Source organism: Mycobacterium sp. NPDC049093 (assembly GCF_040704635.1).
In the GTDB taxonomy this organism is placed as follows: Bacteria; Actinomycetota; Actinomycetes; order Mycobacteriales; family Mycobacteriaceae; genus Mycobacterium.
This window is the reverse complement of sequence record NZ_JBEZJS010000001.1, coordinates 79,765-103,697: the sequence shown is the minus strand read 5'-3', so window position 1 is coordinate 103,697 and position 23,933 is coordinate 79,765. Positions and strand designations below refer to the sequence as shown.

27 protein-coding genes, 1 pseudogene and 1 riboswitch are annotated in these 23,933 nt (G+C 67.0%); of the genes and pseudogenes, 11 read left to right on the top strand and 17 right to left on the bottom strand.

Features of this window, described 5'->3' with window-relative positions; all coding sequences use genetic code 11:
- Positions 1 to 11: 11 nt before the first annotated feature.
- Positions 12 to 1,094 (bottom strand): hypothetical protein, encoded by a 1,083-nt coding sequence (locus tag AB0876_RS00550; RefSeq protein ID WP_526041446.1) that lies wholly within the window; start codon positions 1,092 to 1,094, stop codon positions 12 to 14.
- Positions 1,095 to 1,282: 188 nt separating this feature from the next.
- Here AB0876_RS00550 and AB0876_RS00545 point away from each other — a divergent pair, with 188 nt between their 5' ends.
- Both AB0876_RS00545 and AB0876_RS00540 read left to right on the top strand, forming a co-directional pair.
- Complete coding sequence (locus AB0876_RS00545) at positions 1,283 to 1,846, top strand: Rv1363c family protein (RefSeq protein WP_526041445.1); 564 nt, start codon at positions 1,283 to 1,285, stop codon at positions 1,844 to 1,846.
- 17 nt (positions 1,847 to 1,863) lie between these two features.
- Positions 1,864 to 2,385, top strand: a complete 522-nt coding sequence (locus AB0876_RS00540) for an Rv1363c family protein (RefSeq protein ID WP_526040888.1) — start codon at positions 1,864 to 1,866, stop codon at positions 2,383 to 2,385.
- A 23-nt stretch (positions 2,386 to 2,408) separates the two neighbouring features.
- Here the strand turns inward: AB0876_RS00540 and AB0876_RS00535 are convergent, their stop codons facing one another.
- The 3 genes and pseudogenes from AB0876_RS00535 to AB0876_RS00525 all read right to left on the bottom strand — a co-directional run bounded on the left by AB0876_RS00535 (position 2,409) and on the right by AB0876_RS00525 (position 6,278).
- Positions 2,409 to 3,290 (bottom strand): metal-dependent hydrolase, encoded by an 882-nt coding sequence (locus tag AB0876_RS00535; RefSeq protein ID WP_526040887.1) that lies wholly within the window; start codon positions 3,288 to 3,290, stop codon positions 2,409 to 2,411.
- 565 nt (positions 3,291 to 3,855) lie between these two features.
- Positions 3,856 to 5,949 (bottom strand): annotated as a pseudogene (locus AB0876_RS00530) (heavy metal translocating P-type ATPase); the annotation flags it as partial.
- A gap of 44 nt (positions 5,950 to 5,993) precedes the next feature.
- Positions 5,994 to 6,278 (bottom strand): DUF1490 family protein, encoded by a 285-nt coding sequence (locus AB0876_RS00525; protein WP_064883882.1) that lies wholly within the window; start codon positions 6,276 to 6,278, stop codon positions 5,994 to 5,996.
- A gap of 79 nt (positions 6,279 to 6,357) precedes the next feature.
- On the opposite strand from AB0876_RS00525, the gene AB0876_RS00520 reads away from it, so the two are divergent.
- Together AB0876_RS00520 and AB0876_RS00515 are read left to right on the top strand one after the other, a co-directional pair.
- Positions 6,358 to 7,365, top strand: a complete 1,008-nt coding sequence (locus tag AB0876_RS00520; protein ID WP_064883884.1) for a permease — start codon at positions 6,358 to 6,360, stop codon at positions 7,363 to 7,365.
- The gene (locus AB0876_RS00515; protein WP_064883886.1) at positions 7,362 to 8,069 is read left to right on the top strand and encodes a TIGR03943 family putative permease subunit; all 708 of its coding nucleotides are present in this window, start codon (positions 7,362 to 7,364) and stop codon (positions 8,067 to 8,069) included. The genes AB0876_RS00520 and AB0876_RS00515 overlap by 4 nt, the downstream gene beginning before the upstream one ends.
- Here the strand turns inward: AB0876_RS00515 and AB0876_RS00510 are convergent.
- From AB0876_RS00510 to rpmB, 8 genes are all read right to left on the bottom strand, one after another.
- On the bottom strand, positions 8,060 to 8,725 hold the full coding sequence (locus AB0876_RS00510) for a (2Fe-2S)-binding protein (RefSeq protein WP_526040886.1): 666 nt from the start codon (positions 8,723 to 8,725) through the stop codon (positions 8,060 to 8,062). The genes AB0876_RS00515 and AB0876_RS00510 overlap by 10 nt on opposite strands.
- Positions 8,722 to 9,462 (bottom strand): ABC transporter ATP-binding protein, encoded by a 741-nt coding sequence (locus AB0876_RS00505; protein WP_526041444.1) that lies wholly within the window; start codon positions 9,460 to 9,462, stop codon positions 8,722 to 8,724. The genes AB0876_RS00510 and AB0876_RS00505 overlap by 4 nt, the downstream gene beginning before the upstream one ends.
- Before the next feature lie 35 nt (positions 9,463 to 9,497).
- The gene (locus AB0876_RS00500; protein ID WP_526040885.1) at positions 9,498 to 10,514 is read right to left on the bottom strand and encodes a FecCD family ABC transporter permease; all 1,017 of its coding nucleotides are present in this window, start codon (positions 10,512 to 10,514) and stop codon (positions 9,498 to 9,500) included.
- Entirely contained in the window at positions 10,514 to 11,485 is a 972-nt protein-coding gene (locus tag AB0876_RS00495; RefSeq protein ID WP_526040884.1) for an ABC transporter substrate-binding protein, read from the bottom strand. Before AB0876_RS00495 ends, AB0876_RS00500 begins: the two co-directional genes overlap by 1 nt.
- Positions 11,486 to 11,525: 40 nt before the next feature.
- Positions 11,526 to 11,651: riboswitch (cobalamin riboswitch) on the bottom strand.
- Between the two features lie 11 nt (positions 11,652 to 11,662).
- Positions 11,663 to 11,926 carry a 30S ribosomal protein S18 gene (gene rpsR, locus AB0876_RS00490; RefSeq protein WP_491837647.1) on the bottom strand — a complete coding sequence of 88 codons (264 nt, stop codon included), beginning with the start codon at positions 11,924 to 11,926 and terminating at the stop codon, positions 11,663 to 11,665.
- Positions 11,926 to 12,231: a 30S ribosomal protein S14 gene (gene rpsN, locus AB0876_RS00485; RefSeq protein WP_491837646.1), complete on the bottom strand. Its 306-nt coding sequence runs from the start codon at positions 12,229 to 12,231 to the stop codon at positions 11,926 to 11,928. Before rpsN ends, rpsR begins: the two co-directional genes overlap by 1 nt.
- Positions 12,231 to 12,395: a 50S ribosomal protein L33 gene (gene rpmG / locus AB0876_RS00480; protein WP_036442423.1), complete on the bottom strand. Its 165-nt coding sequence runs from the start codon at positions 12,393 to 12,395 to the stop codon at positions 12,231 to 12,233. Before rpmG ends, rpsN begins: the two co-directional genes overlap by 1 nt.
- Positions 12,395 to 12,631 carry a 50S ribosomal protein L28 gene (gene rpmB, locus AB0876_RS00475; protein ID WP_036442426.1) on the bottom strand — a complete coding sequence of 79 codons (237 nt, stop codon included), beginning with the start codon at positions 12,629 to 12,631 and terminating at the stop codon, positions 12,395 to 12,397. Before rpmB ends, rpmG begins: the two co-directional genes overlap by 1 nt.
- 72 nt (positions 12,632 to 12,703) lie before the next feature.
- Between rpmB and mrf the strand changes: the two genes are divergently transcribed.
- From mrf to AB0876_RS00455, 4 genes are read left to right on the top strand one after another with little or no spacing between them, the layout of a single operon-like run.
- Positions 12,704 to 13,882 (top strand): ribosome hibernation factor-recruiting GTPase MRF, encoded by a 1,179-nt coding sequence (gene mrf / locus AB0876_RS00470; protein ID WP_491837645.1) that lies wholly within the window; start codon positions 12,704 to 12,706, stop codon positions 13,880 to 13,882.
- Complete coding sequence (locus AB0876_RS00465; protein WP_491837644.1) at positions 13,879 to 14,127, top strand: type B 50S ribosomal protein L31; 249 nt, start codon at positions 13,879 to 13,881, stop codon at positions 14,125 to 14,127. The genes mrf and AB0876_RS00465 overlap by 4 nt, the downstream gene beginning before the upstream one ends.
- 22 nt (positions 14,128 to 14,149) lie before the next feature.
- Positions 14,150 to 15,073 (top strand): MBL fold metallo-hydrolase, encoded by a 924-nt coding sequence (locus tag AB0876_RS00460; protein WP_526040883.1) that lies wholly within the window; start codon positions 14,150 to 14,152, stop codon positions 15,071 to 15,073.
- Positions 15,070 to 16,305 carry an SLC13 family permease gene (locus AB0876_RS00455; protein ID WP_526041443.1) on the top strand — a complete coding sequence of 412 codons (1,236 nt, stop codon included), beginning with the start codon at positions 15,070 to 15,072 and terminating at the stop codon, positions 16,303 to 16,305. The genes AB0876_RS00460 and AB0876_RS00455 overlap by 4 nt, the downstream gene beginning before the upstream one ends.
- 72 nt (positions 16,306 to 16,377) lie before the next feature.
- Here the strand turns inward: AB0876_RS00455 and rlmB are convergent, their stop codons facing one another.
- From rlmB to carD, 5 genes are read right to left on the bottom strand one after another with little or no spacing between them, the layout of a single operon-like run.
- Positions 16,378 to 17,322, bottom strand: a complete 945-nt coding sequence (gene rlmB / locus AB0876_RS00450) for a 23S rRNA (guanosine(2251)-2'-O)-methyltransferase RlmB (protein ID WP_491837642.1) — start codon at positions 17,320 to 17,322, stop codon at positions 16,378 to 16,380.
- Positions 17,323 to 18,759 (bottom strand): cysteine--tRNA ligase, encoded by a 1,437-nt coding sequence (gene cysS / locus AB0876_RS00445; RefSeq protein WP_526040882.1) that lies wholly within the window; start codon positions 18,757 to 18,759, stop codon positions 17,323 to 17,325.
- 19 nt (positions 18,760 to 18,778) lie between these two features.
- Positions 18,779 to 19,255 (bottom strand): 2-C-methyl-D-erythritol 2,4-cyclodiphosphate synthase, encoded by a 477-nt coding sequence (gene ispF, locus AB0876_RS00440; RefSeq protein ID WP_526040881.1) that lies wholly within the window; start codon positions 19,253 to 19,255, stop codon positions 18,779 to 18,781.
- Positions 19,249 to 19,923 (bottom strand): 2-C-methyl-D-erythritol 4-phosphate cytidylyltransferase, encoded by a 675-nt coding sequence (gene ispD, locus AB0876_RS00435; RefSeq protein ID WP_491837639.1) that lies wholly within the window; start codon positions 19,921 to 19,923, stop codon positions 19,249 to 19,251. Before ispD ends, ispF begins: the two co-directional genes overlap by 7 nt.
- A 3-nt stretch (positions 19,924 to 19,926) precedes the next feature.
- Positions 19,927 to 20,415: an RNA polymerase-binding transcription factor CarD gene (gene carD / locus AB0876_RS00430; RefSeq protein WP_003882506.1), complete on the bottom strand. Its 489-nt coding sequence runs from the start codon at positions 20,413 to 20,415 to the stop codon at positions 19,927 to 19,929.
- A gap of 297 nt (positions 20,416 to 20,712) precedes the next feature.
- Between carD and AB0876_RS00425 the strand changes: the two genes are divergently transcribed.
- From AB0876_RS00425 to disA, 3 genes are all read left to right on the top strand, one after another.
- The gene (locus tag AB0876_RS00425) at positions 20,713 to 21,303 is read left to right on the top strand and encodes a copper chaperone PCu(A)C domain-containing protein (RefSeq protein ID WP_491837638.1); all 591 of its coding nucleotides are present in this window, start codon (positions 20,713 to 20,715) and stop codon (positions 21,301 to 21,303) included.
- Between the two features lie 82 nt (positions 21,304 to 21,385).
- Positions 21,386 to 22,792, top strand: coding sequence for a DNA repair protein RadA (gene radA, locus AB0876_RS00420; RefSeq protein ID WP_491837637.1), 1,407 nt, complete (start codon positions 21,386 to 21,388; stop codon positions 22,790 to 22,792).
- 60 nt (positions 22,793 to 22,852) lie between these two features.
- Positions 22,853 to 23,932, top strand: coding sequence for a DNA integrity scanning diadenylate cyclase DisA (gene disA, locus AB0876_RS00415; RefSeq protein WP_526041442.1), 1,080 nt, complete (start codon positions 22,853 to 22,855; stop codon positions 23,930 to 23,932).
- Position 23,933 lies beyond the last annotated feature (1 nt).

Sequence of the window (23,933 nt, the reverse complement as noted above, 5' to 3'; positions counted from 1 at the left end):
ATGTCTTCAGGTCACTTGGCACGAACGATTCCCAGGTCGTACGCCAGCTCGGGGTTGCCCTTGCTCTTCCAGAGCGCGCCGTCCATGTAGAAGTGGTGCAACACGAACATCAGTGGGACCGCGAAGATGACGGTGTCCAACTGTCCGGCAAGGATGCCCAGCAACGCCAGACCTGCCACGTAGAGCGGAAGGGCTTTGCGCGTGGAGAGCCGGGCCAGCAGCAGCTTCTTCTCGTTGGGGTCCTCGGATGCCGCGAATCGGGTGTTGTTCCTGGTCCAGTTGATCAGGTGGTACTGCAGGCTGTGGGTGGTCGTTGCGATCAGGATGAGCGCGAACAGGTCCGACACCAGCAGGTAGGACAGGTTGTACGACAGTGCCGCGATGATGAAGGTGGCCACTGCCATCGTGGGCAGCGGGGTTTGCCCGTCACGGCGCAGCTTGATCTGCTCGGCCACCGCCATCACCACCAGTACGGCGGCGACCGCGTACACGATGACGATGAGCGCGTTGGGAATCGGCGGTACCGGGACACTCAGGTTGGAGAACGGCAACCGGTGGCCGAACACCTCGTACTCCGAGAAGTTCAGCCCGTGGCTCGCCCGGTAGAGAACCGGGGCCAGGCAGGCGGCATACAACGCGTACTTCAGCCGCTTCCGGGGCCCCTTGTACCCGTTCTTCGCGGCGTAGATGTTCACGATGCCGAAATGCTGTTTGAGGACGTGAAAGACCTGCCAGTACGCCCAGATCGCCAACAGTGGCACCAGCCACCCACCAAACCAGAGCACCCCGACGGTCGTCGCGACGACGGCGAAGCTCAGCACGTAGTGCAACCGGTACCGTGACCGCTCCCGAGGATCGAGCCACACCCGCACCGTCGTGGTCAACACGTGCGGTAGGTCCGAGAGTAGCGAAAAAGCCACTGCCCCAACCAGAAACACACCCTTGTGACTCTCTGCTGCGAACAGGATCGCCGACAGCAATGCGCCCAGACCGAAGACGAAGTAGATGTCGACCCGGCGACTGACGAACCATCCCGGCTGGTGTTCACCGTCTTTCAATCGCGGTTGTCGAGTGTCCGCGACGGTACCGGCCATCCCGACGGGCGTTCCAGCGGCCATCCCAACCCCTCCTCGCGGCCTCAAAACCGGCCATAAATGAAAATGGTTATCGTTATCGAAGTAACGTAGGGTGGGCGCCGGTCCCTGTCAACGCCGATTTCACCGGGACCACCGGATTGTGGCGACCGCCACAGGTGCGCGGTAAAGCCCTGCCCGGGACCGAGATTCGACAAGGAAACACCGTGACGGCAACGATCGACGACGACACCTCCACCCCCACCCCCACCCCCGAGGACGATCCCGGCATCGGCCGCCTCGCCCGACTGTCGGTGGCAGCAGGTGCGGCCGTCCTTATCGCCGCCGCGGCGGCCTCGGCGATACTGGGTTCACAGGTGTGGCACCACCGCGAGGTGGACATGGCAGCGAACCAGGCCCGGTCGACGGCGAGCGCGTACGCCGAAACGCTGACGAGCATCGACAGCACCAAGGTCGATGAGAACTTCACCCGCATCCTCGACGGTGCCACCGACGAGTTCAAGGACATGTACACCCGGTCGAGCGTTCAGCTACGCCAACTGCTCATCGACAACAAGGCGACAGCTCATGGGACAGTGGTGGATTCGGCGATCAAGTCCAAGACGACCGACGAAGTCGTGGTCCTTCTGATGGTGGATCAGACGGTGACGAACAGCACCCTGCCTGATCCGCGGATCGACCGCAGCCGGATGAAAATCACCATGAAGAACATCGACGGACGTTGGCTTGCCGCCAAGGTCGAGCTCCCGTAGGACCGGTCAGGAAAGATATGCCAGAGCAGAACATCGAAGAGACCGGCACAGACCCGCAGAGCCGGCCGCGTTCCGCGTTGAATACGGCGGCCGGCCTGCTGGCCATTGCCATACTCATCGCCACGGCGTTCGTTGGGTGGCAATGGAAGCATCAGCGCGACAACGACATCGCCGCACGCGAGGGGCTAAGCGCGGCCCAGCGATTCGTCGGCGTGCTGACCAACATCGACGGCGGCAAGCTCGATGAGAACTTCACGTCAGCGGCCGACGGGTCGACCGGTGAATTCAAGGACCAATACGCGCAGTCCAGCGCACAGTTGCGCCGGTTGTTGGCCGAGAACAAGGCAGCGGCGCACGGCATGGTGGTCGAATCGGCCGTCAAGTCGGCCTCACCCGACACGGTCGAGGTCCTGTTGTTCGTCGATCAATCCGTGAGCAATGCGACAAACCCGCAGCCGCGGCTCGACCGCAGCAGGATCAGGATGACCATGAAGAAGATCGACGGACGTTGGCTGGCAAGCAAAGTGGAGCTCCCGTGACAGGAGTGCACCACCGTTCCGCGCTACCGGAGGTGATCCAGCAGAGCACCGCCGCCGCCGAAATAGTGATCGCGCCAGCGCTCGAGTAACTCACTGTCGTCGATGTCGCGGGGATGAAAGCCGAGTGCGAAGTAGCGCCGAATTTGCGACAGCACTCCGGAGAACAGCGGGGAACGGGGTAAGGCGGCAAGGCTACGAAGAGTCCGGGCGGGATGGCGCCAGGCCCAGCTGTCCGAGCCCACGGAGATCAGCAGCACGACGGCTCTGGTCAGGAACAGGAACAGCACGGTGGCCATGGCTGCCCGGCGCATCCGCTCGGTCCCACCGACGTGCCGGTACACGTCGAACGCCACGGCTTTGTGCTCCATCTCCTCGATCGCGTGCCAATTCAGCATGGCCCGAACCTCGGGATCGGTCAGCTGCCGCTGAATCCAGGGCGTATCCAACACCTGAGCGCCCAGCACCGCGGTCAGGTGCTCGACAGCGGCCGTAGCAGCCAACGCGAATCTCACAATGACGCTCGGCAACCGGTCATGCTGCCGCTCAAAGCTTTTGACCAGCTTGGCGCCGAGCCGGTCAATACCGCCGGTGGCCCAGTAGCCCATTCTGATCAGTTCCACGTTCAACGCACGATGCTGCAACCCATGCGTCATCTCTTGACCGATGAAACCGGCGACCTGGGCTTTGAGCCACGGGTCATCGATCTGGTCGCGGTAGCTGCGGACGGAGTGGATGAAGAACCCCTCTCCCGACGGGAAGAATCCAGACAGGAGCGCGACCAGATGACTCAGTGCGATGTCGCCGGCGGCGAAATGGCGTCGCGAGGGCGACGTGGCGTCGAAAGAAAATGAGATCCTCCGTGTGGCAACTGGTTTCGGCGCAGAGCCGGAACGGCCATTCCCCATTGCGATCCCTTCGGAAGCGTGCCACCCACCCACGACTTATTGAAAATGATTTTCGACAAGCCGTGGTCCGCACTGTAGCGTGGAATCGTCAAGTTGAAAATGATTTTCAACAACACGGGCCTGACCGGGCCGCCATGGAAAGGTGTCCGTATGTCGTGGCAGGTCTACACCTGCGAACCGTTCACCGTCGCCGTCTGCATGCGCTGCTCGTCGTCCGATCCGCAATCGCCACTGTTCCGCATGTTGCGAAACGTCGTACGAGGCTGCCCACACGGAGTGTTGCTGAGCACCCAATGTCTGCTGGGCACGTTCGCCTGCGCTGCCAGAAGTGCCGATCTCAGCCCGGTGCTCGTACTGCAACCCTGTTCGGCAGAACGGGTTCCCAGCGCGGCTGCGATCTGGGTCGGGCCGATCGGCAACGAAGCCGACGCGCGGGATGCGTGCGACTGGATCGCGGCGGGGCGTTGGGACCGCACGAACCTGCCGGAGCGCCTACGAGCTGATCGGAGCCTCGTCCGGGTGAGTGCTCGCAAACTGAGCAACCTTGACGCGGCTGCTGCTGGCCGAGCTCATAACGGATCAGCCGGGCACTGTTGGCCACCACGGCCACCGACGATGCGTTGTGCAGGACCGCGGCAAGAACCGGCGACAGCGCGCCACCCGCCCCGATGAGTAGCCCGATTGCATTCACGGCGATCGACATCGCATAGTTCTGCTGGATCACGTCCACCGCCCGACCACCGAGGGCGCGAACATCGATCAGCCGGCGCAGATCATCACTGGCCAGTGCCACGTCGGCGGTCTCGACCGCCACATCGGTGCCACCGAGGCCCATCGCGATACCGATGTCGGCCGCGGCGAGTGCGGGTGCATCGTTGACCCCGTCGCCGATCACCGCCACGGTATGCCCCTCGGCGTGGAGTTCACGCACGACCGCGAGTTTGTCTTCGGGCATCACCTCGGCGCGCCATTCGGTGATACCGAGTTCGTCGGCGACGGCCGCCGCGGCGTCGGGATGGTCGCCGGTCAGCATCACCATACGGCGGATACCGGTCGCCCTCAGCTCCCGCAGAACCTCGGCAGCCTCGGGCCGGATCTCGTCCCGCAATCCGATCAGGCCGACGAGTTTTCCGTCGACAGCCAGCAGCAGCGGGGTCTCGGCACTCCGGCGCAGTTTGCCCACCCATTCCGAAGCCCGCTTGGTCACCCTGACCTTCTCCTGAGCCAGCAGCGACGGACTGCCCAGCAGCAACGTTTGCCCATCGGCCCTGGTCCGCATGCCGAGTCCGACAAGGACCTCGCACTCCTGGTGCGGGGGTATCTCGATGTGGCGTTCCTTCGTAGACCTCAGCACGGCGTCGGCCAACGGATGCCGTGCGTGGATCTCCGAACTCGCCGCATAGGCCAGAACTTGCTCGGGCTCCCAGTCTTTATGGAAGGCAACCACATTGGTGACAATCGGGCGTCCGATGGTCAGCGTGCCCGTCTTGTCGAACACCATCGCATCGACCCGACCGGCCTCCTCGAGATGTGAGCCACCCTTGATGAGAATGCCGCGCCGGGCGCCGTTCCCGATCGCGGCGCTGATCGCCGTCGGTGTCGCCAGACCCACCGCACAGGGGCAGGCCACCAGCAGCATCGTCATCGCGCGACGCACATCCCTGGTGATCACCAGGGTCAGCGCCGACAACACGAAGGAGGCAGGCACAAAGCGTCGCGAAAAGTTCTCACCGACAGTCTGAATGGGCGCCCGGTGCTGCTGCGCTTCCTCGACCCGGCTGATGATGCGCCCGATCGTGGTGTGGCGGCCGACTGCTTCGGCAGTGATGACCAACCTCCCGCGGACCACCACCGAACCCGCGTAGACCTGACTTCCCGTGGTCACCGCCACCGGCAGGTGCTCGCCGGTGATCGCCGACTGGTCGACGATGGCCTCGCCTTCGCTCACCACACCGTCGACGGCAATGGCGACCTGCTCGTGGACCACCACCTCGTCACCGACCCGCACCCCGTCGATGGGCACCTCGACCTCGGTGCCGTCGGCCAGCCGCAACCACACCGTGTCCTGTGTGCCCTGCAGCAGATTGGCGATTGCCCGGCGGGTGCGGCGCAGAGTGAGATCCTGCAGATACTCCCCGATGTTGAGCAGCCACAGGACGGTAAGCGCTACGACGTTTTCCCGCAGCACCAGACTGGCCACGGTGGCAGCCGAGACGAGAACGTCAGTGCCCGCACTGCGGTTTCCGGCCAGCGTCCGCAACGCGCCCCGCAAGAAGGGGTAACCCGTCACGATCGTCGCTCCGGTTGCAAACATCCGACTCGTCGGCCCGAGCAACGGCGGCCTGGCAAATATGTATCGCCGCACTCCCAGCAGCGCCAAGGCCAACGCGCCCAATGTCATTCGGACGATGTCGCCGTTATGGATGTCAGCCGATCGGGGTGTCCGAACTGGAACCAGATGCCGGGCAACCTCACCCGCCGTCGACATCGCGGTCATGACCGCGCTGCGGTCACAACGCTTCGGCGAGTACCACACCACGACAGAAGCGGTCCGTGGGTAGGCATGAACGGCCCGCACACCTGGCACCTGATCGACGGCATCCTCTATCGCGACGGCGCGAAGCGAGTCACCCCGGAACCAGGGCGCGTGCACGCGCATCCGGCCTGCGGCGTCGGATACGACCTCGAGAGTGGCCACAGCACTCAGTGGTCGTGCGAATGCCCGGCATCGGCGACGGCGGGAGGCGGTACTTCCTCGCCGATCCGTTCGCGCGCCTCCGCCATCACATCGGCGACTTTCAGGCGGGCCGACTCGGCGCCTTCTTCGGCTTTGCGGGCACCGCGCAACGCCCACGCGGTCGTCGTCACCGCCGCTTCCCGAATCGGCGCCTTGGCCACGGCCTTACGTAAGCCGTCGTATGCCGCCACCCCGACCGCGCCGGTGACGACCGTTGTCGCTGCCTTCGCAAGCAAGCCATGCCACACCATCTGCCCAGCCTAGCCCCACCCGATGAAAATGATAGTCATTTGCATCCCGCCCAGCTGGTTCCCACCTGGGGCTGGCATCATGTCCGCCGTGGCCATGACATCGGCAGCATTGCGCTGGCGACCGACATCCATGCAGGTGCTGGTGTTCGGGATCATCGCGTTGGCCCTGGCAGGCAACGCCATGCGCAGTTTCGTCGACGGCACCCCCGACGTGGCGACTGCGGCCACGGTGTTCTGCGGCGTGTTCGTCCAGGCGTTGCCGTTTCTGGCGCTCGGGGTGGTGATCAGCGGCCTGATCGCGGTCTTCGCGACACCCGACCGGTTGGCCCGGTGGCTTCCGCGACGCACCGGCACGGCAATCCTGGCCGCGGGTATCGGTGGCGCGGCACTACCTGGGTGCGAATGCGGGTCGGTTCCGGTGGCCCGCCGACTTTTCGGAGATGACACGGGCGGCGCGGTGGGCGCGGCGGCGCTGACGTTCATGCTCGCGGCACCGGCCATCAATCCAGTCGTGCTGGTGGCAACCGCCGTCGCGTTTCCCGGTCATCCACAGATGGTTGTCGCCAGGTGCGTGGCCTCGCTGTGTACCGCGCTGATCATGGGAGTCGCATGGGCCCGGTTCGGCCGCCCGGAATGGATCACCCGCAGACTGCCGCGACCTCACCACAGCGACGGCTCGAAGTGGCTGCTGTTCACCGAAGCCGCCCGACACGATTTCCTGTCGGCATGCTCGTACCTGGTTGTCGGGGCGGCCGCCGCAGCGGCCCTGCACGTACTCGTGCCGACCTGGGTGTACGAGCATCTGGCCGGCCAGATGATCCTGGGCGTCATCACCATGGCCCTGCTCGCCGTGGTGCTGGCGTTGTGTTCGGAGGCCGACGCCTTCGTCGCGGCCAGCCTGACCATGCTGCCGCTGCTGCCGCGACTGGTGTTCCTGGTGGTCGGGCCCGCCGTCGATATCAAGCTGTTCGCGATGCAGGCCGGAATGTTCGGCCGGGCCTTCGCGATTCGCTTCGCGCCCGTGACGTTCCTGGTCGCCACGCTCGTCGCGACCGGTGTCGGACTGCTGATCGTGGGACCGCAGTGAGCCGGGAAACCGAGAACGCCTTGCTGCTGCTGATCGGCGTCAGCACGGCGATCATCACACTCACCGGCGCCTTCACCCGGTACGTGAAACCGTCGCTGCTTCCCTACCTGGCCGCCACCTCCGTGCTGCTGATCGTGCTGGCCCTGGCATCGATCGTGGCCGATATCCGGCACGGTCGCGACGAGGAACCCGCGCATCACGACCATTCCCACCGACGGGGTACGGCCTGGCTGCTGCTGATCCCGATCGCGCTGCTGGCATTCGTCGTGCCACCGGCGATCCGCCCGCAGGCCGCGTCGGTGTCCGAAGTCTCCACCGATGTGCTGAGGCGCGCTTTCCCTCCCCTTCCCGACGGCCGGGCACCGGAAATCTCGCTGCCCGACGTGCTGACGCGAGTGGCTCAAGACAGTGCAGGCACCCTCGATGGCCGAACCGTGACCGTCTCCGGTTTCACGATGCGTGACGGTGAGCGCACAGATCTGGCCCGAGTGGTGATCATCTGTTGTGCCGCAGACGCTCAGCTGGCCCGCATCCACCTGTCCGGGCCGGCTGCCAATCAGTTGGCCGAGTATCCGGAGAACACCTGGATCAAAGTCGAGGGCACGATCCCCGCGGGACAAAGCGATTCGAGCCGAGGCAGTATTCCGACGATGACTGCCCTGAGCGCGGTCCGTACCGAGCCGCCGGCACGGCCCTACGCCTGACCGCGCGGTCTCGTCAGTGCACAGTCCCCGCAGTTGGAGCCGCCGGGCACCCGGTAGTAGAGGCAGCAGCTGCGGCGGCGGAATGTCAGGTCGGTCAGGTCACCCGTCCCGGCCAATTCGCCCGTGATCAACAATGATTCGGTGACGTGCCGAACGTCGTCACGTAATTCCGGTCGGGCCCGGGCCAGCTCATGTGCGGCTGCCACCAGAGCGGCAGCGGCGTTGCCGTAGAGCAGCCCCGGCGCCATCTTGACCTTGAGCCCGGCGGCCAAAGGCTCAAGGTGCTCGGTGATCACGAGCCGGTACAGCTGCCCTGCCAGTGCGCCGTCGACGGGTGTGCCCACAGCCATCGGAAGCCGGAGCTCGGTGCTGGTGGCATGACGCTGCAGATCGGTCAGCTCGGGCAGCACACCGTACTGCAGCGCACCGGCCAGCAGCGGTGACCACAACCGCGATGCATGGCTGAACTGAACCAGGGAGGCACCGATACGCAGATCGGTCGTGCGGTATCCGGCTGAGGTTTTCGCGACGAGGTTGACGCAGCCGTCGTCGTAACAACGTTGTACCGGGACCCAGCCGGCCGGGTCCCCGCCGACGGTGATCGCGAAGAACCCTCCGAGCGAAGCGATTTCGCCGAGTTGGGTGGCGATGTTCACGACGTCGCCACCGCCTTGGGCACGACGCCGACCTGAGGCCTACCGGCGTCGACAGTGATCCGGGCCGCGACCCCGTATACGTCGGCAAGCAGATCCGCGGTGAGGACCTCCACCGGGGTCCCGATCGTCACCACCTCCCCGCCGTCGAGCACACAGATCCGATCGCAATACGCGGCAGCGAGATTCAGGTCGTGCAGTGCGGCGATCACCGTCGCTCCCGTGTCCCGCAGCAGGCGCAGGGCCTCGTGCTGGTGACGCAGATCGAGGTGGTTCGTGGGTTCGTCGAGCACGATGACGTCGGTGCGCTGGGCCAGCGCGCGAGCGATGAGCACCCGTTGCTTCTGCCCGCCGGACAGCCGGCCATAATCGGCGCCGCTCAGATCCGCGATGTCCAGTGCCGCCAACGCCCCGCCGATGATCTCGCGGTCCTCACGGCTGTCAGCCGCGAAGGACCGCTTGTACGGTGTGCGGCCCATCGCGACCATGTCGTACACCGTGAGTTCGAAATCGCCTGTCGCTTCCTGCAATACCGCCGCCACCCGGCGTGCGGCCTGCTTGCCCGGAATCTTCCACACGTCGGCGCCGTCGACCAGCACCCGTCCGGTACTCGGCCGCAGAGCCCGGTACAGCGTGCGCAGCAACGTCGTCTTGCCCGCTCCGTTCGGTCCGACCACGGCCAGCACCTCACCCGGGGCGACCACCAGCGAGACATCGGTGACCACCGGCTTGCCGCGCATCGACACCGACACCGCGTCGAACACCACTTCTACCGTCACACCCCGGCCTTTCGTCGCATCAGCCACAGGAAGAACGGCCCGCCGACCAGTGCGGTCAGGATCCCGACGGGCAGTTCCTCCGGGGTGGCCACGGTCCTGGCCACGATGTCGCACGCCACCAGGAATGCCGCCCCCAGCAATGCCGCAGCCGGCAACGCCTTGCGGTGGTCGGCCCCGACCAGCAGCCGCACCACATGGGGCATGATCAGCCCGACGAATCCGATCGTGCCGCTGACCGCGACCATGGCGCCGACCATCAGCGCCACGACGACGAACATCCCCGCCCGGAACCGGTGGACATCGAGCCCGAGCGAGGCGGCCGCCTCCTCACCGGTGTAGAGCAGGTTCAGCGATCGGGTGAAGGCCAGGAGCACCAATACGCCGAGGATCACCGCCAGCGCGGGCACCCAGACCATGCGCCAGGTGGTGCCACCCAGGCCGCCGAGCATCCATCGCACCGCCGACTGTGTCTTGTGCGGATCGTCAGAGGTCACGATCATCAGGCTCGCCAGCGCGCACAGTACTTCGGCCACCGCCACACCGGCCAGAACCAGCCGCACGGTCGTCATCCGCCCGCCCGTGCGAGCCAGAAAGTAGACCGCGACGAGCGCGAGGAAGGCCCCGAGGAAGGCCGCCAGCGGCAAGGTCAGTGCCTGCAATGCGCCGGCGCCGAGGACCAGCACGGCGACGGCACCGACCGCGGCTCCCGAGGAGACCCCCAGCAGCATGGGATCGGCAAGTGGGTTGCGCACCACGGCCTGCAACGCCATGCCGCACGCCGCCAGACCGGCGCCGACCACCGCCCCCAGCACGACCCGGGGCAGCCGGGCGTCGAGCACGATGGATTCCCGTACCGCAGGCCAACTCTGCTCGACGAGGCCCGGATGCACGGAGTGCAACACGATGGCCCACACCTGCCCCGGCGGGATGGAGACCGAACCGATCGCCACTCCGGCGGTCATCGTCGTCAGCAGCAGCCCCGCCAGCGCCACGAGGACCAGCCGGTAGGGCATCACGCAAACCGGTCCGGGTGCAGCTGTCGCGCCAGCGACTCCACCGCCCGGCCAACCCGTACACCGACGACCACCGACGACAGCGGAAGCACGGCGAACCGCTGCTGGGAGACCGCGGGAACATGCTGCAGCAGAGGATGTTCGGTGAGGAATCGCTTCTTGTCCTCGACCGGCTGATCCCCGTAGTCGTAGATCACGATGACCTCGGGCGCGCGCTCGGCGAACTGCTCGAACGACACGTCACCCCAGACCTTGGGGACATCGGCGAACACGTTGACTCCGCCGGCCTCTTCGATCATCAGGTTGCCGATGCCTTTGCCGCCCGAGGTGAACACCGTCGCCTCGCCACTGTCGTAAACGGCGACGCGTATCGGCTGGGCCCCGCGTAGTTTGGCCTCGGACTGCGCCAGCTCGCCGTGGAGCTTCTCGATCTGCTGCTCGGCTCGGTCGGTGACGCCGAAGATTGTTCCGATGCCCCGTATTTCGTCATCGACCGTGGACATGGTGACGGCCTCGTCCCGGCAGTCCTCGATGTTGAGGTAGGTGTGGACCCCGGCATCGTTCAGCCGTTGCCTGCCGCGGCCCTCCTTCTCGTCGAACGCGCTGTCCCAGCCGCCGTAGACGAAATCGGGTTCGGTGGCCAGCAGCGACTCGTAGGACGGATATTCCTTGGCGAGTACCGGAACGCCGTCGTAGGCGGCCTGGTACTCCGGCAGGATCCGATCGTCGAGATAGGACGTGCCGACCATCGAATTCTCCAGGCCCAGCGCCAACAGCACCTCGATCGCATGCTGGTTGAGCGCGACAGCGCGAGTAGGCGGACGCTCATAGGTCGAGCTGACGCCGCAATTGTCCACGGTGACCGGGAATCCCGGTGGGGCGCCGCCTGCGGTGTCGGGCGCCGCGGTCGAGGCGCACCCCGATACCAGTAGCAGCGATGCCAGTCCGGCGGTCAGCCAACGAGCAGCCATGGGCGTACCCATCCTCTCCGGGGAGATCCGCCCCAGTGCGTGCGAGGTGGCGACTGCGGTGCGTATCTGGCTCTCGACGACCAGCGGAAACTGGTCGATCGATCACAGTGGCGGGACCGCGCCGGATTCACACCGGCTTCCACGATCCGCAGTCGCCCTATCGCCGTCGATGGTAGGTCAGGCCGGGCCGACCACCGGCAGCAGCGCCATCTCCCTGGCGTTCTTGATCGCCGTGGCGACCTGGCGCTGTTGCTGCGGAGTGAGGCCGGTGATGCGCCGGGACCGGATCTTGCCCCGCTCGCTGATGAACGTGCGCAGCAGGTGGACGTCCTTGTAGTCGACCTCGGTCACCCCGAGGGCCTTCAGCTGATTGCGCCTCGGCTTCTTGAGATCGGTGGCCGGCGGTCGCTTCTTGGTGCTCTTCCGGGAATTAGCCGCCATCACCAACTCGACTTCCGTACGCCGGGCAGTTCACCGCGGTGCGCCAGTTCGCGCACCCGGACCCGTGACAGGCCGAACTTGCGTAGATGACCACGTGGTCGCCCGTCGACCGCGTCCCGGTTGCGGAGCCGGACCGGGCTTGAGTCACGCGGCAAACGTTGCAGGGCCGAGACCGCCGCGGCCTTCTGCTCACGCGTGCTCTCCGGACTGCGGATGGCCTCCTTGAGCTCGGCCCGCCGTTCGGCATAGTGCTCCACGAGTTTCCGGCGCTGCTCGTTCTTGACGATCTTGGATCGCTTGGCCATCAGCGCTCCTCACGGAATTCGACGTGGCGGCGGATCACCGGGTCGTACTTGCGCAGCACAATCCGGTCCGGGTCGTTGCGGCGGTTCTTGCGGGTGACGTACGTGTACCCGGTCCCCGCGGTCGACTTCAGCTTCACGATCGGCCGGATGTCGGTGCTGGCCATCAGATCTTCTCCCCCGCGCTACGCAGCCGGGCCACCACGGCCTCGATGCCGTCGCGGTCGATCACCTTGATTCCCTTGGCGCTGACCCGAAGTCGGATCCGGCGCCCTTCGGTCGGCAGGTAGTAGGTCTTGGTCTGGATATTGGGGTTCCAGCGGCGGCGACTGCGCTTGTGCGAGTGCGACACCGTGTTGCCGAACCCGGGCGAGCGCCCGGTGACTTGGCAGTGGGCAGACATCGGTCTCCTTCGGATGGGGTAGCCTCACGATAATGATAATCGTTTTCAACAACAACTGTGTCGGGAGGTGCGGTGCGAACCCCAGTGGTGCTGATCGCCGGTCAAGGTGACAGCGACGGCGTAGCAGAAGAACTGGGCCGCAGGCCGGGAACCGTGCTCGTGCGCCACACCTTTGACGGACACGTGGTGCTGCGGACGGTGTCCGACGGCAGCGGGACATCCGAACTCGCCCTCGAGCTCGCCCACGGTTGCGTGTCCTGCACAGTTCGCGACGACCTGCTGATCCTGTTGCGGCGCCTGCACCGGCGTGGCGACGTGGAACGCATCGTCGTGCAGTTGATGCCCTGGCTGGAGGCCGAGCCCGTGTGCTGGGCCATCAACACCATCCGGGTCCACGTCGGACCCGGCTATATCGACGGACCCGCCTCTCGCGACGTCACCATCGACGCGGTGGTCGCGTGCCTGGACGCCACGGTGTGGCTGCAACAGTCCGTCGGCGACGAGGAACTGCCCGACGGACGCACGGTCGCCCAGGTGGTCGTCGGCCAGGCCGAGTTCGCCGACATGCTCGTGCTCAACGAGCCCGAGGCCACTACCCTGTCGGTGCTCCGCCGGCTCGCGCCCCGCGCCCGCATCACCGTGGGTCCCGACCAGGTGGAACTCGGCCTGGCACATCTGGAGCCGAACAGCCGGCGCGGGCGTACCCCGACACCGCACGATCCACTCCTGGCCGGTGAACCACCGTTGGAACCCGACGACGAGGTCATCATCGTCGAATTCGCCGCGCGCCGACCGTTTCACCCGATGCGCCTACACGACGCCGTCGACCTCCTCCTCGAGGGCGTGGTGCGCACCCGCGGCCGGGCCTGGCTCGCCAATCGGCCGGCCGACGTCATGTGGATCGAATCCGCAGGCGGTGGAATGCATTTCAGTAACGCCGGAAAATGGCTGGCGGCAATGGATTCCACCGAGCTGGCCTACACCGACCCCGAACGCCTGGCGATGGCCGCCATCGACTGGCACCACCAGTTCGACGACCGCCACATCTCGCTGACCGTCCTGGTCTGCGGCGCGCGGCCCGGCGACGTCATCGAGGCGCTGCACGGTGCGCTGCTCACCGACGACGAGCTGGCGCGACCCGAGGAGTGGGCCGACTACCCCGACCCGTTCGGGGACTGGCACGAAGAACCCTGTCAGCCCGGAATCGACGAACCCGCAGCATCCGTCCACACAGAAGGTGAATCCCAGTGAAACCCGACATCCACCCCGACTATCACCCCGTGGTGTTCCAGGACGCCGCCACTGGCACCCAGTTCCTGACCCGGTCGACGGCCACCAGTGACCGCACGATCGAGTGGGCTGGCCCGGACGGGACCCAGACCTACCCGCTGATCGTCGTCGATGTCACCAACGACTCGCATCCGTTCTGGACCGGCACCGCACGGCATCTCGACTCGGCGGGGCAGGTGGAGAAGTTCCGCCGTCGCTACGGATAGGTCCTGGTTCTAGGGTGAAGCCATGCGGCTCAAGCCCGGCAGACCTGACCTGGCCCCCTATGCGCGGTTCTTCGACGCGCCGTCGGCCACACCGCAATCCCCGGTCACCGTCACCTGGGCGGGGGTCAGCACGCTGCTCGTGGATGACGGCACGTCGGCAGTACTGACCGACGGCTTCTTCTCGCGACCCACACTGCCGCACGTGGTCCTGCGCAAGCTGGCGCCGTCACTGTCCCGCATCGACGGCAGCCTGGCCCGCCTCGGCGTCGACAAGCTCGAAGCGGTGCTGCCGGTACACAGCCACTTCGACCACGCCATGGATTCGGCCGTCGTCGCCGAGCGCACCGGCGCCCAACTGGTGGGCGGCACCTCGACCGCGCAGATCGGCGTCGGGGGTGGCCTGGCTCCCGACCGGATCGTCACGGTCACTCCGGGCGACGCCGTCACCCTCGGTGCGTATGACGTGACGCTCTTCGAATCCGAACACTGCCCGCCGGACCGATTCCCCGGCATCATCACCGAACCGGTCGTCCCGCCGGTCAAGGTCGCCGCGTACAAGTGCGGAGAAGCCTGGTCGACCCTGGTGCACCATCGGCCCAGCGACCACCGGCTGCTGATCGTCGGCAGCGCCGGGGCGGTGCCGGACGCCCTGACGGGACAACGCGCCGAGGTGGTCTACCTCGGGATCGGCCAGCTCGGGCTGCAGTCCGAGCAGTATTTCGAGACCTACTGGGCCGAAACAGTGCGCGCGGTCGGGGCGCGGCGGGTGGTGCTGATCCACTGGGACGATTTCTTCCGCCCGCTGCACGAGCCGCTGCGCGCGCTGCCGTACGCGGGCGACGACCTCGATGTGTCGATGCGGGTGCTGACCCGGCTGGCCGAACGCGACGGTGTGCGCCTGCACCTGCCCACCGTGTGGCAGCCCGCCGATCCGTGGATCACTTGATACTCGCGCTCATCGCGCTGGCCGTCGTCCTGGTGTTCGCGTTGGCGCGGCCGGAGGGCTGGCCCGAGGCCGTCGTGGCGATCCCGGCCGCCGGGCTGCTGATCGTGTCCGACGTGATCTCACCGGACGACGCACTGGCCGAGGTCGATCGCCTGCTGCCGGTGGTCGGATTCCTGGCGGCCGTATTGGTGCTGGCCCATCTGTGTGACGACGAAGGCCTGTTCCACGCCGCGGGCATGCTGATGGCCCGGGCCAGCAAGGGCGATTCCCGGCGGTTGCTGACCCGGGTCTTCCTGATCGGGGCGATGACGACAGCCGTGCTCAGCCTGGATGCGACCGTGGTGCTGTTGACGCCGGTGGTGCTGGCCACCGCACGCACTCTGGCGATACCGCCGCGGCCGCATGCGTATGCCAGCGCTCATCTGGCCAACTCCGCGTCGCTGCTGTTTCCGGTGTCGAACCTGACCAACCTGTTGGCCTTCGCCGTGGCCGGATTGTCCTTCACCCAGTTCACTGCGGTGATGGCGCTGCCCTGGCTGGCCGCCATCGCGGTCGAATTCGTCGTACTGCGCCTGCTTTTCCGCTACGAGCTGAGCCGTCCGGCCGCCGAGGTGACTCCCCCGCCGCCCGAGATTCCGGTGTTCGTGCTCGTGGTGCTGGGTTTGACGCTGGCGGGCTTCGTCGTCACCTCGGTGGTGGATGTGTCCCCGGCCTGGGCGGCGCTGGCCGGGGCGGTGGTGCTCGGCGTGCGCAGTCTGGCTCAGCGTCGCAGCACCGTCGGCGGGATCGTACGCGCCGTCAATGTGCCGTTCCTGGCGTTCGTGCTGTGCCTGGGTGTCGTGGTCGACGCGGTCGTCCGCAACGGCCTGGGTGACGCCATGCGTGGGGTGCTCCCCGTCGGCGACTCGCTGCCCGCGCTGTTGGGCCTGGCGGCGGTGGCGGCCGTGCTGGCCAATCTGGTCAACAACCTGCCCGCGGTGCTGGTTCTGCTTCCCTTGGTGGCCGGGGCCGGCCCGCCAGCGGTGCTGGCCGTGCTGATCGGGGTCAACGTCGGCCCCAACCTGACCTACGTCGGATCGCTGTCAAATCTACTGTGGCGCAATGTTGTTCATCGCGAAGGACTGCCGGCTCGGTTCACCGAGTTCAGCCGGGTCGGGCTGGCGACGGTGCCGCTCACCCTCGTGGCCGGTGTGGTGGCGCTGTGGATCGGCCTGCGGGTCTTCGTGGCCTAGGCCGTGTTGACTCTGCGGTGAGGGCTGAGCACACTCGCACTTCTGCGCCGTAGCCGCAGAATGAACGTCAAATCAGAGGGTTCGGCGCTGACGGGCGATCTCGGCCAGCACCACACCGGCCGCGACCGACGCGTTCAGCGACTCCGTGGGCCCCGCCATCGGGATCGACACCACCGCATCGCAGTTCTCGCGGACCAGCCGGGACAGGCCCTTGCCCTCCGAGCCGACCACCACGACCATCGGCCCGGTGCCCTCGAGTTCGTCCAGCGTCGTGTCACCGCCGGCATCGAGGCCGACGACCAGAAGACCCGCATCGGCGTAACTCTTCAGTGTGCGAGTCAGATTCGTCGCGCGCGCCACCGGAGTACGGGCCGCGGCCCCGGCGCTGGTGCGCCACGCCACCGCGGTCACCGAAGCCGACCGCCGCTGCGGGATCACCACGCCCTGTCCGCCGAACGCCGCCACCGAACGCACGATGGCGCCCAGGTTGCGGGGATCGGAAATGTTGTCCAGGGCCACCATCAGTGCGGGCTCCCCGGAGTCCCGGGCGGCCTTCAACAGATCGTCGGGATGGGCGTAGTTGTACGGCGGCACCTGCAGGGCCAGGCCCTGGTGCAGTCCGTTGGAGCTCATCCGGTCCAGATCGTGGCGCTGCACCTCGAGGATCGAGATACCGCGGTCCGCGGCGATCTGGACGGATTCGGTGAGACGCTCGTCGGCCTCGGTGCCCAACGCCACGTACAGCGCGGTGGCCGGAACCTTGGCCCGCAGGCACTCCACCACCGGGTTGCGGCCGAGCACCAACTCGGTGTCGTCGGTCTTCTTGTGCCGCCCCTGTGCCTGACGCGCCGCCTTGGCGGCCTTCTTGGCAGCCGGATGGTGCGGGCGCTGATCGGCGCGCGGCGTGGCGCCACGGCCTTCGAGCCCGCGGCGACGCACGCCGCCGGACCCGACGGTCGGCCCTTTCTTGGTGCCCGGCTTGCGCACTGCGCCGCGCCGCTGCGAATTCCCGGCCATCTACGCTCCGTTCCCGTCCACCAGTGCCCACTGTGGACCATCGGCGGTGTCGGTGACCTCGATGCCTGCCGCCTTGAGTCGATCCCGGATGGCGTCGGCCGCGGCCCAGTCCCGATTGGCCCGGGCCTCAGCTCGGCCGGCCAGCGCCCACTGCACCAGCTCGTCCACCGCAGCCAGCGCCGCCGACGTCTCGTCGCGGGATTCCCAGCGCTCGTCGAGCGGATCGCAGCCGAGGATCCCCATCATCGCCCGGATCGAGGTGGCCTGCGCCATCGCGCCGTCGTGGTCACCGGCATCCAGCGCGCGGTTGCCCTCGGCCCGCGCGGCGTGCACCTCGGCCAGTGCGATCGGCACCGCGAGGTCGTCGTTCAGTGCGGCCGCGAACTTCGGCGTCCAGTCGCCGACGGCGACCGCGCCGACCCGGTTGCGCACCCGGTGCAGGAAGTCCTCGATGCCGCTGTAGGCCTTCACCGCGTCCTGCAGCGCATTCTCGGAGAACTCCAGCATGGACCGATAATGCGCGCTGCCCAGGTAGTAGCGCAGCTCGGCAGCCCGAACCCGTTGCAGCACAGCAGGAATCGAAAGCACGTTGCCCAGCGACTTGCTCATCTTCTCGCCGCCCATGGTGACCCAGCCGTTGTGCAGCCAGTACCGGGCGAACCCGTCGCCCGCGGCCTGAGCCTGGGCGATCTCGTTCTCGTGGTGGGGGAAGATCAGGTCCATGCCGCCGGCGTGGATGTCGAATTCCTCGCCCAGGTAGGCCTCGCACATCGCGACGCACTCGGTGTGCCAGCCCGGACGCCCCCGGCCCCAGGGCGTCGGCCACGACGGCTCACCCGGCTTGGCGCCCTTCCACAGCGTGAAGTCGCGCTGATCGCGCTTGCCCGTGGCCACGCCCTCACCCTGGTGCACATCGTCGATCCGGTGACCGGACAGCGCACCGTAGTCTGCCTGGCTCTGGACGTCGAAGTACACGTCGCCGCCCTGGGCGTACGCGTGCCCCTTCTCGATCAGCCGGTCGATGAGCTCGACCATCTGGGTGATGTGGCCGGTGGCCCGCGGCTCAGCCGACGGCGGGAGCACGCCCAGCGCGTCATACGCGGCGCTGAACGCCCGCTCGTAGGTCGCGGCCCACTCCCACCAGGGCCGGCCTGCGTCGGCCGCCTTGTTGAGGATCTTGTCGTCGATGTCGGTGACGTTGCGGATGAACGCAACGTCGTATCCATTGGCGGTCAGCCACCGGCGCAGCACATCGAACGCGACTCCGCTACGGACATGACCGATGTGCGGTAAGCCCTGAACGGTGGCACCGCACAGGTAGATCGAAGCGTGCCCCGGCCGCAGCGGTACGAAATCCCGTACGGCACCCGCCATGGTGTCGTACAGCCGCAGGCCGGTCTCTGTTGCCGACCCGACAGCTTGAGCGCGATCGGTCACGACGTGCCAGCTTACCGGCCTATTCCGCCGGAACCACCAAAGCGCTGGCTATCGCGGCCAAACCTTCACCCCGACCGGTCAGACCGAGCCCGTCCGTCGTGGTCGCTGAGACCGACACCGGAGCTGCGATCAGACCGGAGAGCACCTCCTGGGCCTCCTCACGGCGCGGCCCGATCTTGGGTCGGTTTCCGATGACCTGCACCGTGGCGTTGCCGATCGCGAAGCCCGCTTCCTGCACCAGCCCGCGCACGTGGCGCAGCATGGCGGCGCCGGTGACTCCCCGCCATTCCGGCCGGTCGGTGCCGAAGACCCCGCCGAGGTCGCCGAGGCCCGCCGCACTGAGCAGCGCGTCACACAACGCGTGCGCGGCGACGTCGCCGTCGGAATGGCCGGCGCAGCCGTCGGCGCCTTCGAATTCCAAGCACAGCAGCCGACACGGCCGGCCCGGCTCGATCGGGTGAACGTCGGTTCCCAGCCCGACTCTGGGGATCAACATGCCCCACGCGCCATGACGGCCTCGGCGAGCAGCAGATCCAGCGGAGTCGTGATCTTGAAGGCCATCGGATCGCCCTCGACGATCTGTACGGGTGTACCGATCTGCTCGACGAGCGAGGCGTCATCGGTGACCACACCGGCACCGGCACGTTGATAGGCCCGACGCAGCACATCGGTGTGGAAGCCCTGAGGGGTCTGCACGGCCCGCAGACCGGCCCGCTCGGGCGTGCCCAGCACCGCGCCGTTGGCGTCGACGGCCTTGATGGTGTCGGCCAACGGGAGGCCGGGAACAACCGCGGCGTGGCCGTCGGCCAGTGCCGCGACGATCCGGGCGACGAGCGAAGGGGGAGTCAACGCCCGGGCGGCGTCGTGCACGAGGACGAAATCCGGTTCGCCGGCAGCTGCCAGGGCCAGCGCCACCGATTCGGTGCGATCCGCTCCCCCGGCCACGATCTGTGCGCGCGCCCCGAAGACCAAGGTGGCCTCGTCGGTGAGCGCGGGTGGAACCGCGACCACGACCTTGTCGATCACCCCTGAGGCCAGCAGCCCATCGAGGGCGTGCTCCAGCAGGGGTTTGTCCCCCAGTTTGACGAACGCTTTGGGTCTGCCCGCGCCTAGCCGCTCACCTGAGCCGGCGGCCGGGACGACCGCGACAGTTGTTGCCACCACGCGTCAGGACGCGGCGGCCAGAACCTCGTCGAGGATGGTCTCCGCCTTGGCGTCATCGGTGTTCTCGGCCAGCGCAAGCTCACCGACCAGAATCTGCCGGGCCTTGGCCAGCATTCGCTTCTCACCCGCGGAAAGACCGCGTTCCTGATCGCGACGCCACAAATCCCGGACAACCTCGGCAACCTTGTTCACGTCACCGGAGGCCAGCTTCTCGAGATTGGCCTTGTAGCGGCGCGACCAGTTGGTCGGCTCTTCGGTGTGCGGAGCCCGCAACACCTGGAAAACCTTGTCGAGACCTTCCTGGCCCACGACGTCGCGGACACCGACATACTCAGCGTTGTCTGCGGGTACTCGAACGGTCAGATCCCCTTGGGAAACCTTCAGGACGAGATATTCCTTCTGCTCGCCTTTGATAGTCCGGGTTTCGATCGCCTCGATCAACGCAGCACCGTGGTGTGGATAGACGACGGTGTCTCCGACCTTAAAAATCATCTGATTCGAGCCCCTTTCGCTAGTCCATCCTAACACGGGCCCAGATCACACGCGCACCAACTATGCAGGTCAGGGGCCATGCAGGTGAAGAACAGGGGTTGACATGGTGACGAAAGCGTGCAATCACCTGGCCAGCCGAGGGCTCGAAACGGCTGCCCCCGCAAAGGCGTTGCGCGCCCGGGGCGGCCGTGGCCGGACCCCCTTCCGAGGCGTTTGCCAAGCCCTCGCATTCCGCCCGCCGACGCCACCTACTACTGTGCATAGTCGAAGTACGCCGACCCAGCTCAGGAGGCTTGAGTGAACCGCTTCGCAATGCGTGCCTCGGCCGGTCTTGCCGCATGTGGCCTGACCGCAGCCGTTCTCACCGGGTGCAGCGCCGGCCAGGTCTCCCAGACGGCCACCCAGGAGCCCGCCGTCAATGGCGTCAACGCACAGTCCGGCGCGATCGCGCTGCGCAACGTGCACCTGCGTGCGCCGCAGCAGAAGGACTACGTCGAGGCCGGCTCGGAAGCCGAGCTGCTGTTCGTCGCAGCCAACGGATCCACCGAGCAGGCCAACAAGCTCGTCTCGATCAAGTCCCCCGTCGGCGACGTGGCACTGACCGGGGATCAGACCATCCCGGCAGGCGGCGTCCTGGTGGTGGGTGAGCCCGACGGCCAGACCAAGCCGCTGGAGAAGACCGAGGCCGCTGACGCCGTCACCGCCAAGGTCACGCTGACCAAGCCGGTCACCAACGGCCTGCTCTACGACTTCACCTTCAAGTTCGAGAACGGCGAGACCACTGTCGCCGTGCCGATCTCGGCGGGCGAGGCACCGCGGCGCAACACGGCCGGCGAAGAGCCGAGCGAAGCTGCCGCCGGTGGCAGCGAAGCCGGCGGGCATCACTGACCTGACCCACCGCTGACCCGCGGGGCCCCTGACCGGCGCGTGCCTAACCGCTGATGTCGGGGGTTGCCGTTACTGTCACGGCGTGGCCGCTTCGAAAATACGTTCGCAATACCGCTGTTCGGAATGTCAGCATGCCACTCCCAAATGGGTGGGGCGCTGCGCCAATTGCGGCACGTGGGGAACAGTCGACGAAGTAGCGACACTCGCGTCGGTGGGCAGTTCCGTCCGCCGCTCGGTGGCCCCGACGTCGCCCGCGGTTCCGATCACGTCGATCGACCCCGGTATCACCCGGCATTACGCGACCGGTGTCACCGAACTGGACCGGGTTCTGGGCGGCGGCCTGGTGGCCGGTTCGGTCACGTTGCTGGCCGGGGAACCCGGCGTCGGCAAGTCCACCCTTCTCCTCGAGGTCGCCAACCGCTGGGCCCACACCGGCCGTCGGGCGCTCTACCTGTCCGGTGAGGAATCCGCGGGCCAGATCCGGCTGCGCGCCGAACGTACCGGCTGCACACACGACAACGTCTATCTCGCAGGCGAATCCGACCTCCAGATCGCGCTCGGCCACATCGAAGAGGTCAAACCCAGCCTGGTGATCGTCGATTCGGTGCAGACCATGTCCACCACCGAAGCCGACGGGGTGACCGGTGGGGTGACACAGGTGCGTGCGGTGACCACAGCGCTGACCGGCTACGCCAAAACCGCGGTCGGAGACCCGGCGGTGGCCATGATCCTGGTCGGGCACGTGACCAAGGACGGCGCCATCGCAGGCCCGCGTTCCCTGGAGCATCTGGTCGACGTGGTGCTGCATTTCGAAGGTGATCACACGTCGAGCCTGCGCATGGTCCGCGGGGTCAAGAACCGGTTCGGCGCTGCCGACGAGGTCGGCTGTTTTCAGATGCACGACAACGGAATCGAGTGTGTAAGCGATCCGTCCGGGCTGTTCCTCGACCAACGTCCGGCGGCAGTTCCGGGCACTGCTGTCACCGTCACCCTGGACGGGAAGCGCCCGATGATCGGTGAGGTCCAGGCGCTGGCCGTACAACCGGTGGGCCCGCCGCGGCGCGCGGTCAGCGGTGTCGACTCCGCCCGCGCCGCGATGATCAGCGCGGTGCTCCAGACCCGCTGCGCGCTGCCGATCGGCGGCCACGACCTGTACGTGTCCACCGTCGGCGGCATGCGGCTGACCGATCCGTCCTCGGACCTGGCCGTGGCATTGGCCATCACCTCGGCCTATCTCGATATCGCACTACCGATGAATGCGGTGGTGATCGGCGAGGTAGGACTCGTCGGCGATCTGCGCCGGGTCACCGGCATGGACCGCAGGCTGGCCGAGGCCGCCCGGCTGGGTTTTACGATTGCCGTGGTGCCGCCCGGAGTCACCAGTGCACCCGCTGGGCTGCGTGTCATCACCGTCGACCACATCGGGGCGGCCTTGCGGGCACTCAGGGAGATCGCAATTGCCAGCAATCGGGAACATCGCGGACAATAGCGGCCGACCCTAGGAGAATTGATGGCCGTGAACTCCGGTGCTCGCACCAGCCGCACCGTCGTGCATCTGGCTCGGCCGACGCTACGGGAAACCCTCGGCCGGCTGGCTCCCGGAACGCCGCTCCGTGACGGCCTGGAACGCATCCTGCGCGGCAAGACGGGCGCTCTGATCGTGCTCGGCTACGACGACAGCGTGGAAGCCATCTGCGACGGCGGGTTCGCCCTGGATGTGCGCTACGCGCCCACCCGCCTGCGTGAGCTGTCCAAGATGGACGGCGCGGTGGTGCTGTCCAGCGACGGCGGCCGCATCGTGCGGGCCAACGTCCAGTTGGTGCCGGACCCGTCGATCCCCACCGACGAATCCGGTACCCGGCACCGCTCGGCCGAGCGCACCGCGATCCAGACCGGTTATCCGGTGATCTCGGTGAGCCATTCGATGAGCATCGTGACGGTGTACGTCGCCGGCGAGCGCCACGTGGTGCCCGATTCGGCGACCATCCTGTCGCGGGCCAACCAGACCATCAACACACTGGAGCGCTACAAGGGCCGGCTCGACGAGGTCAGCAAGCAGCTGTCCACCGCCGAGATCGAGGACTTCGTCACGCTGCGTGACGTCATGACCGTGGTTCAGCGGCTGGAGATGGTGCGCCGGATCAGCCTGGAGATCGACGCCGACGTCGTCGAACTCGGCACCGACGGGCGCCAGCTCAAACTGCAGCTCGACGAACTCGTCGGCGACAACGAGGCCGCACGCGAGCTGATCGTGCGGGACTACCACGCCCTGCCGGACCCGCCGACAGCCGCACAGGTCCACGCGACACTCGATGAGCTGGACGCGCTGACCGACAGCGAGTTGCTCGACTTCACCACGCTGGCAAGGGTTTTCGGATACCCGTCGACGTCGGAGGCACAGGACTCGGCGATGAGCTCACGCGGCTACCGCGCGATGGCCGGCATCCCGCGACTGCAGTTCGCCCACGTCGATCTGCTGGTCCGCTCGTTCGGCTCACTGCAAGGGCTGCTGGCTGCGAGCGCCGACGATCTTCAGTCGGTGGACGGCATCGGGTCGATGTGGGCCCGGCACATCCGTGAGGGTCTGTCGCTGCTGGCCGAGTCGACCATCGCCGACCGGCTGGCCTGAG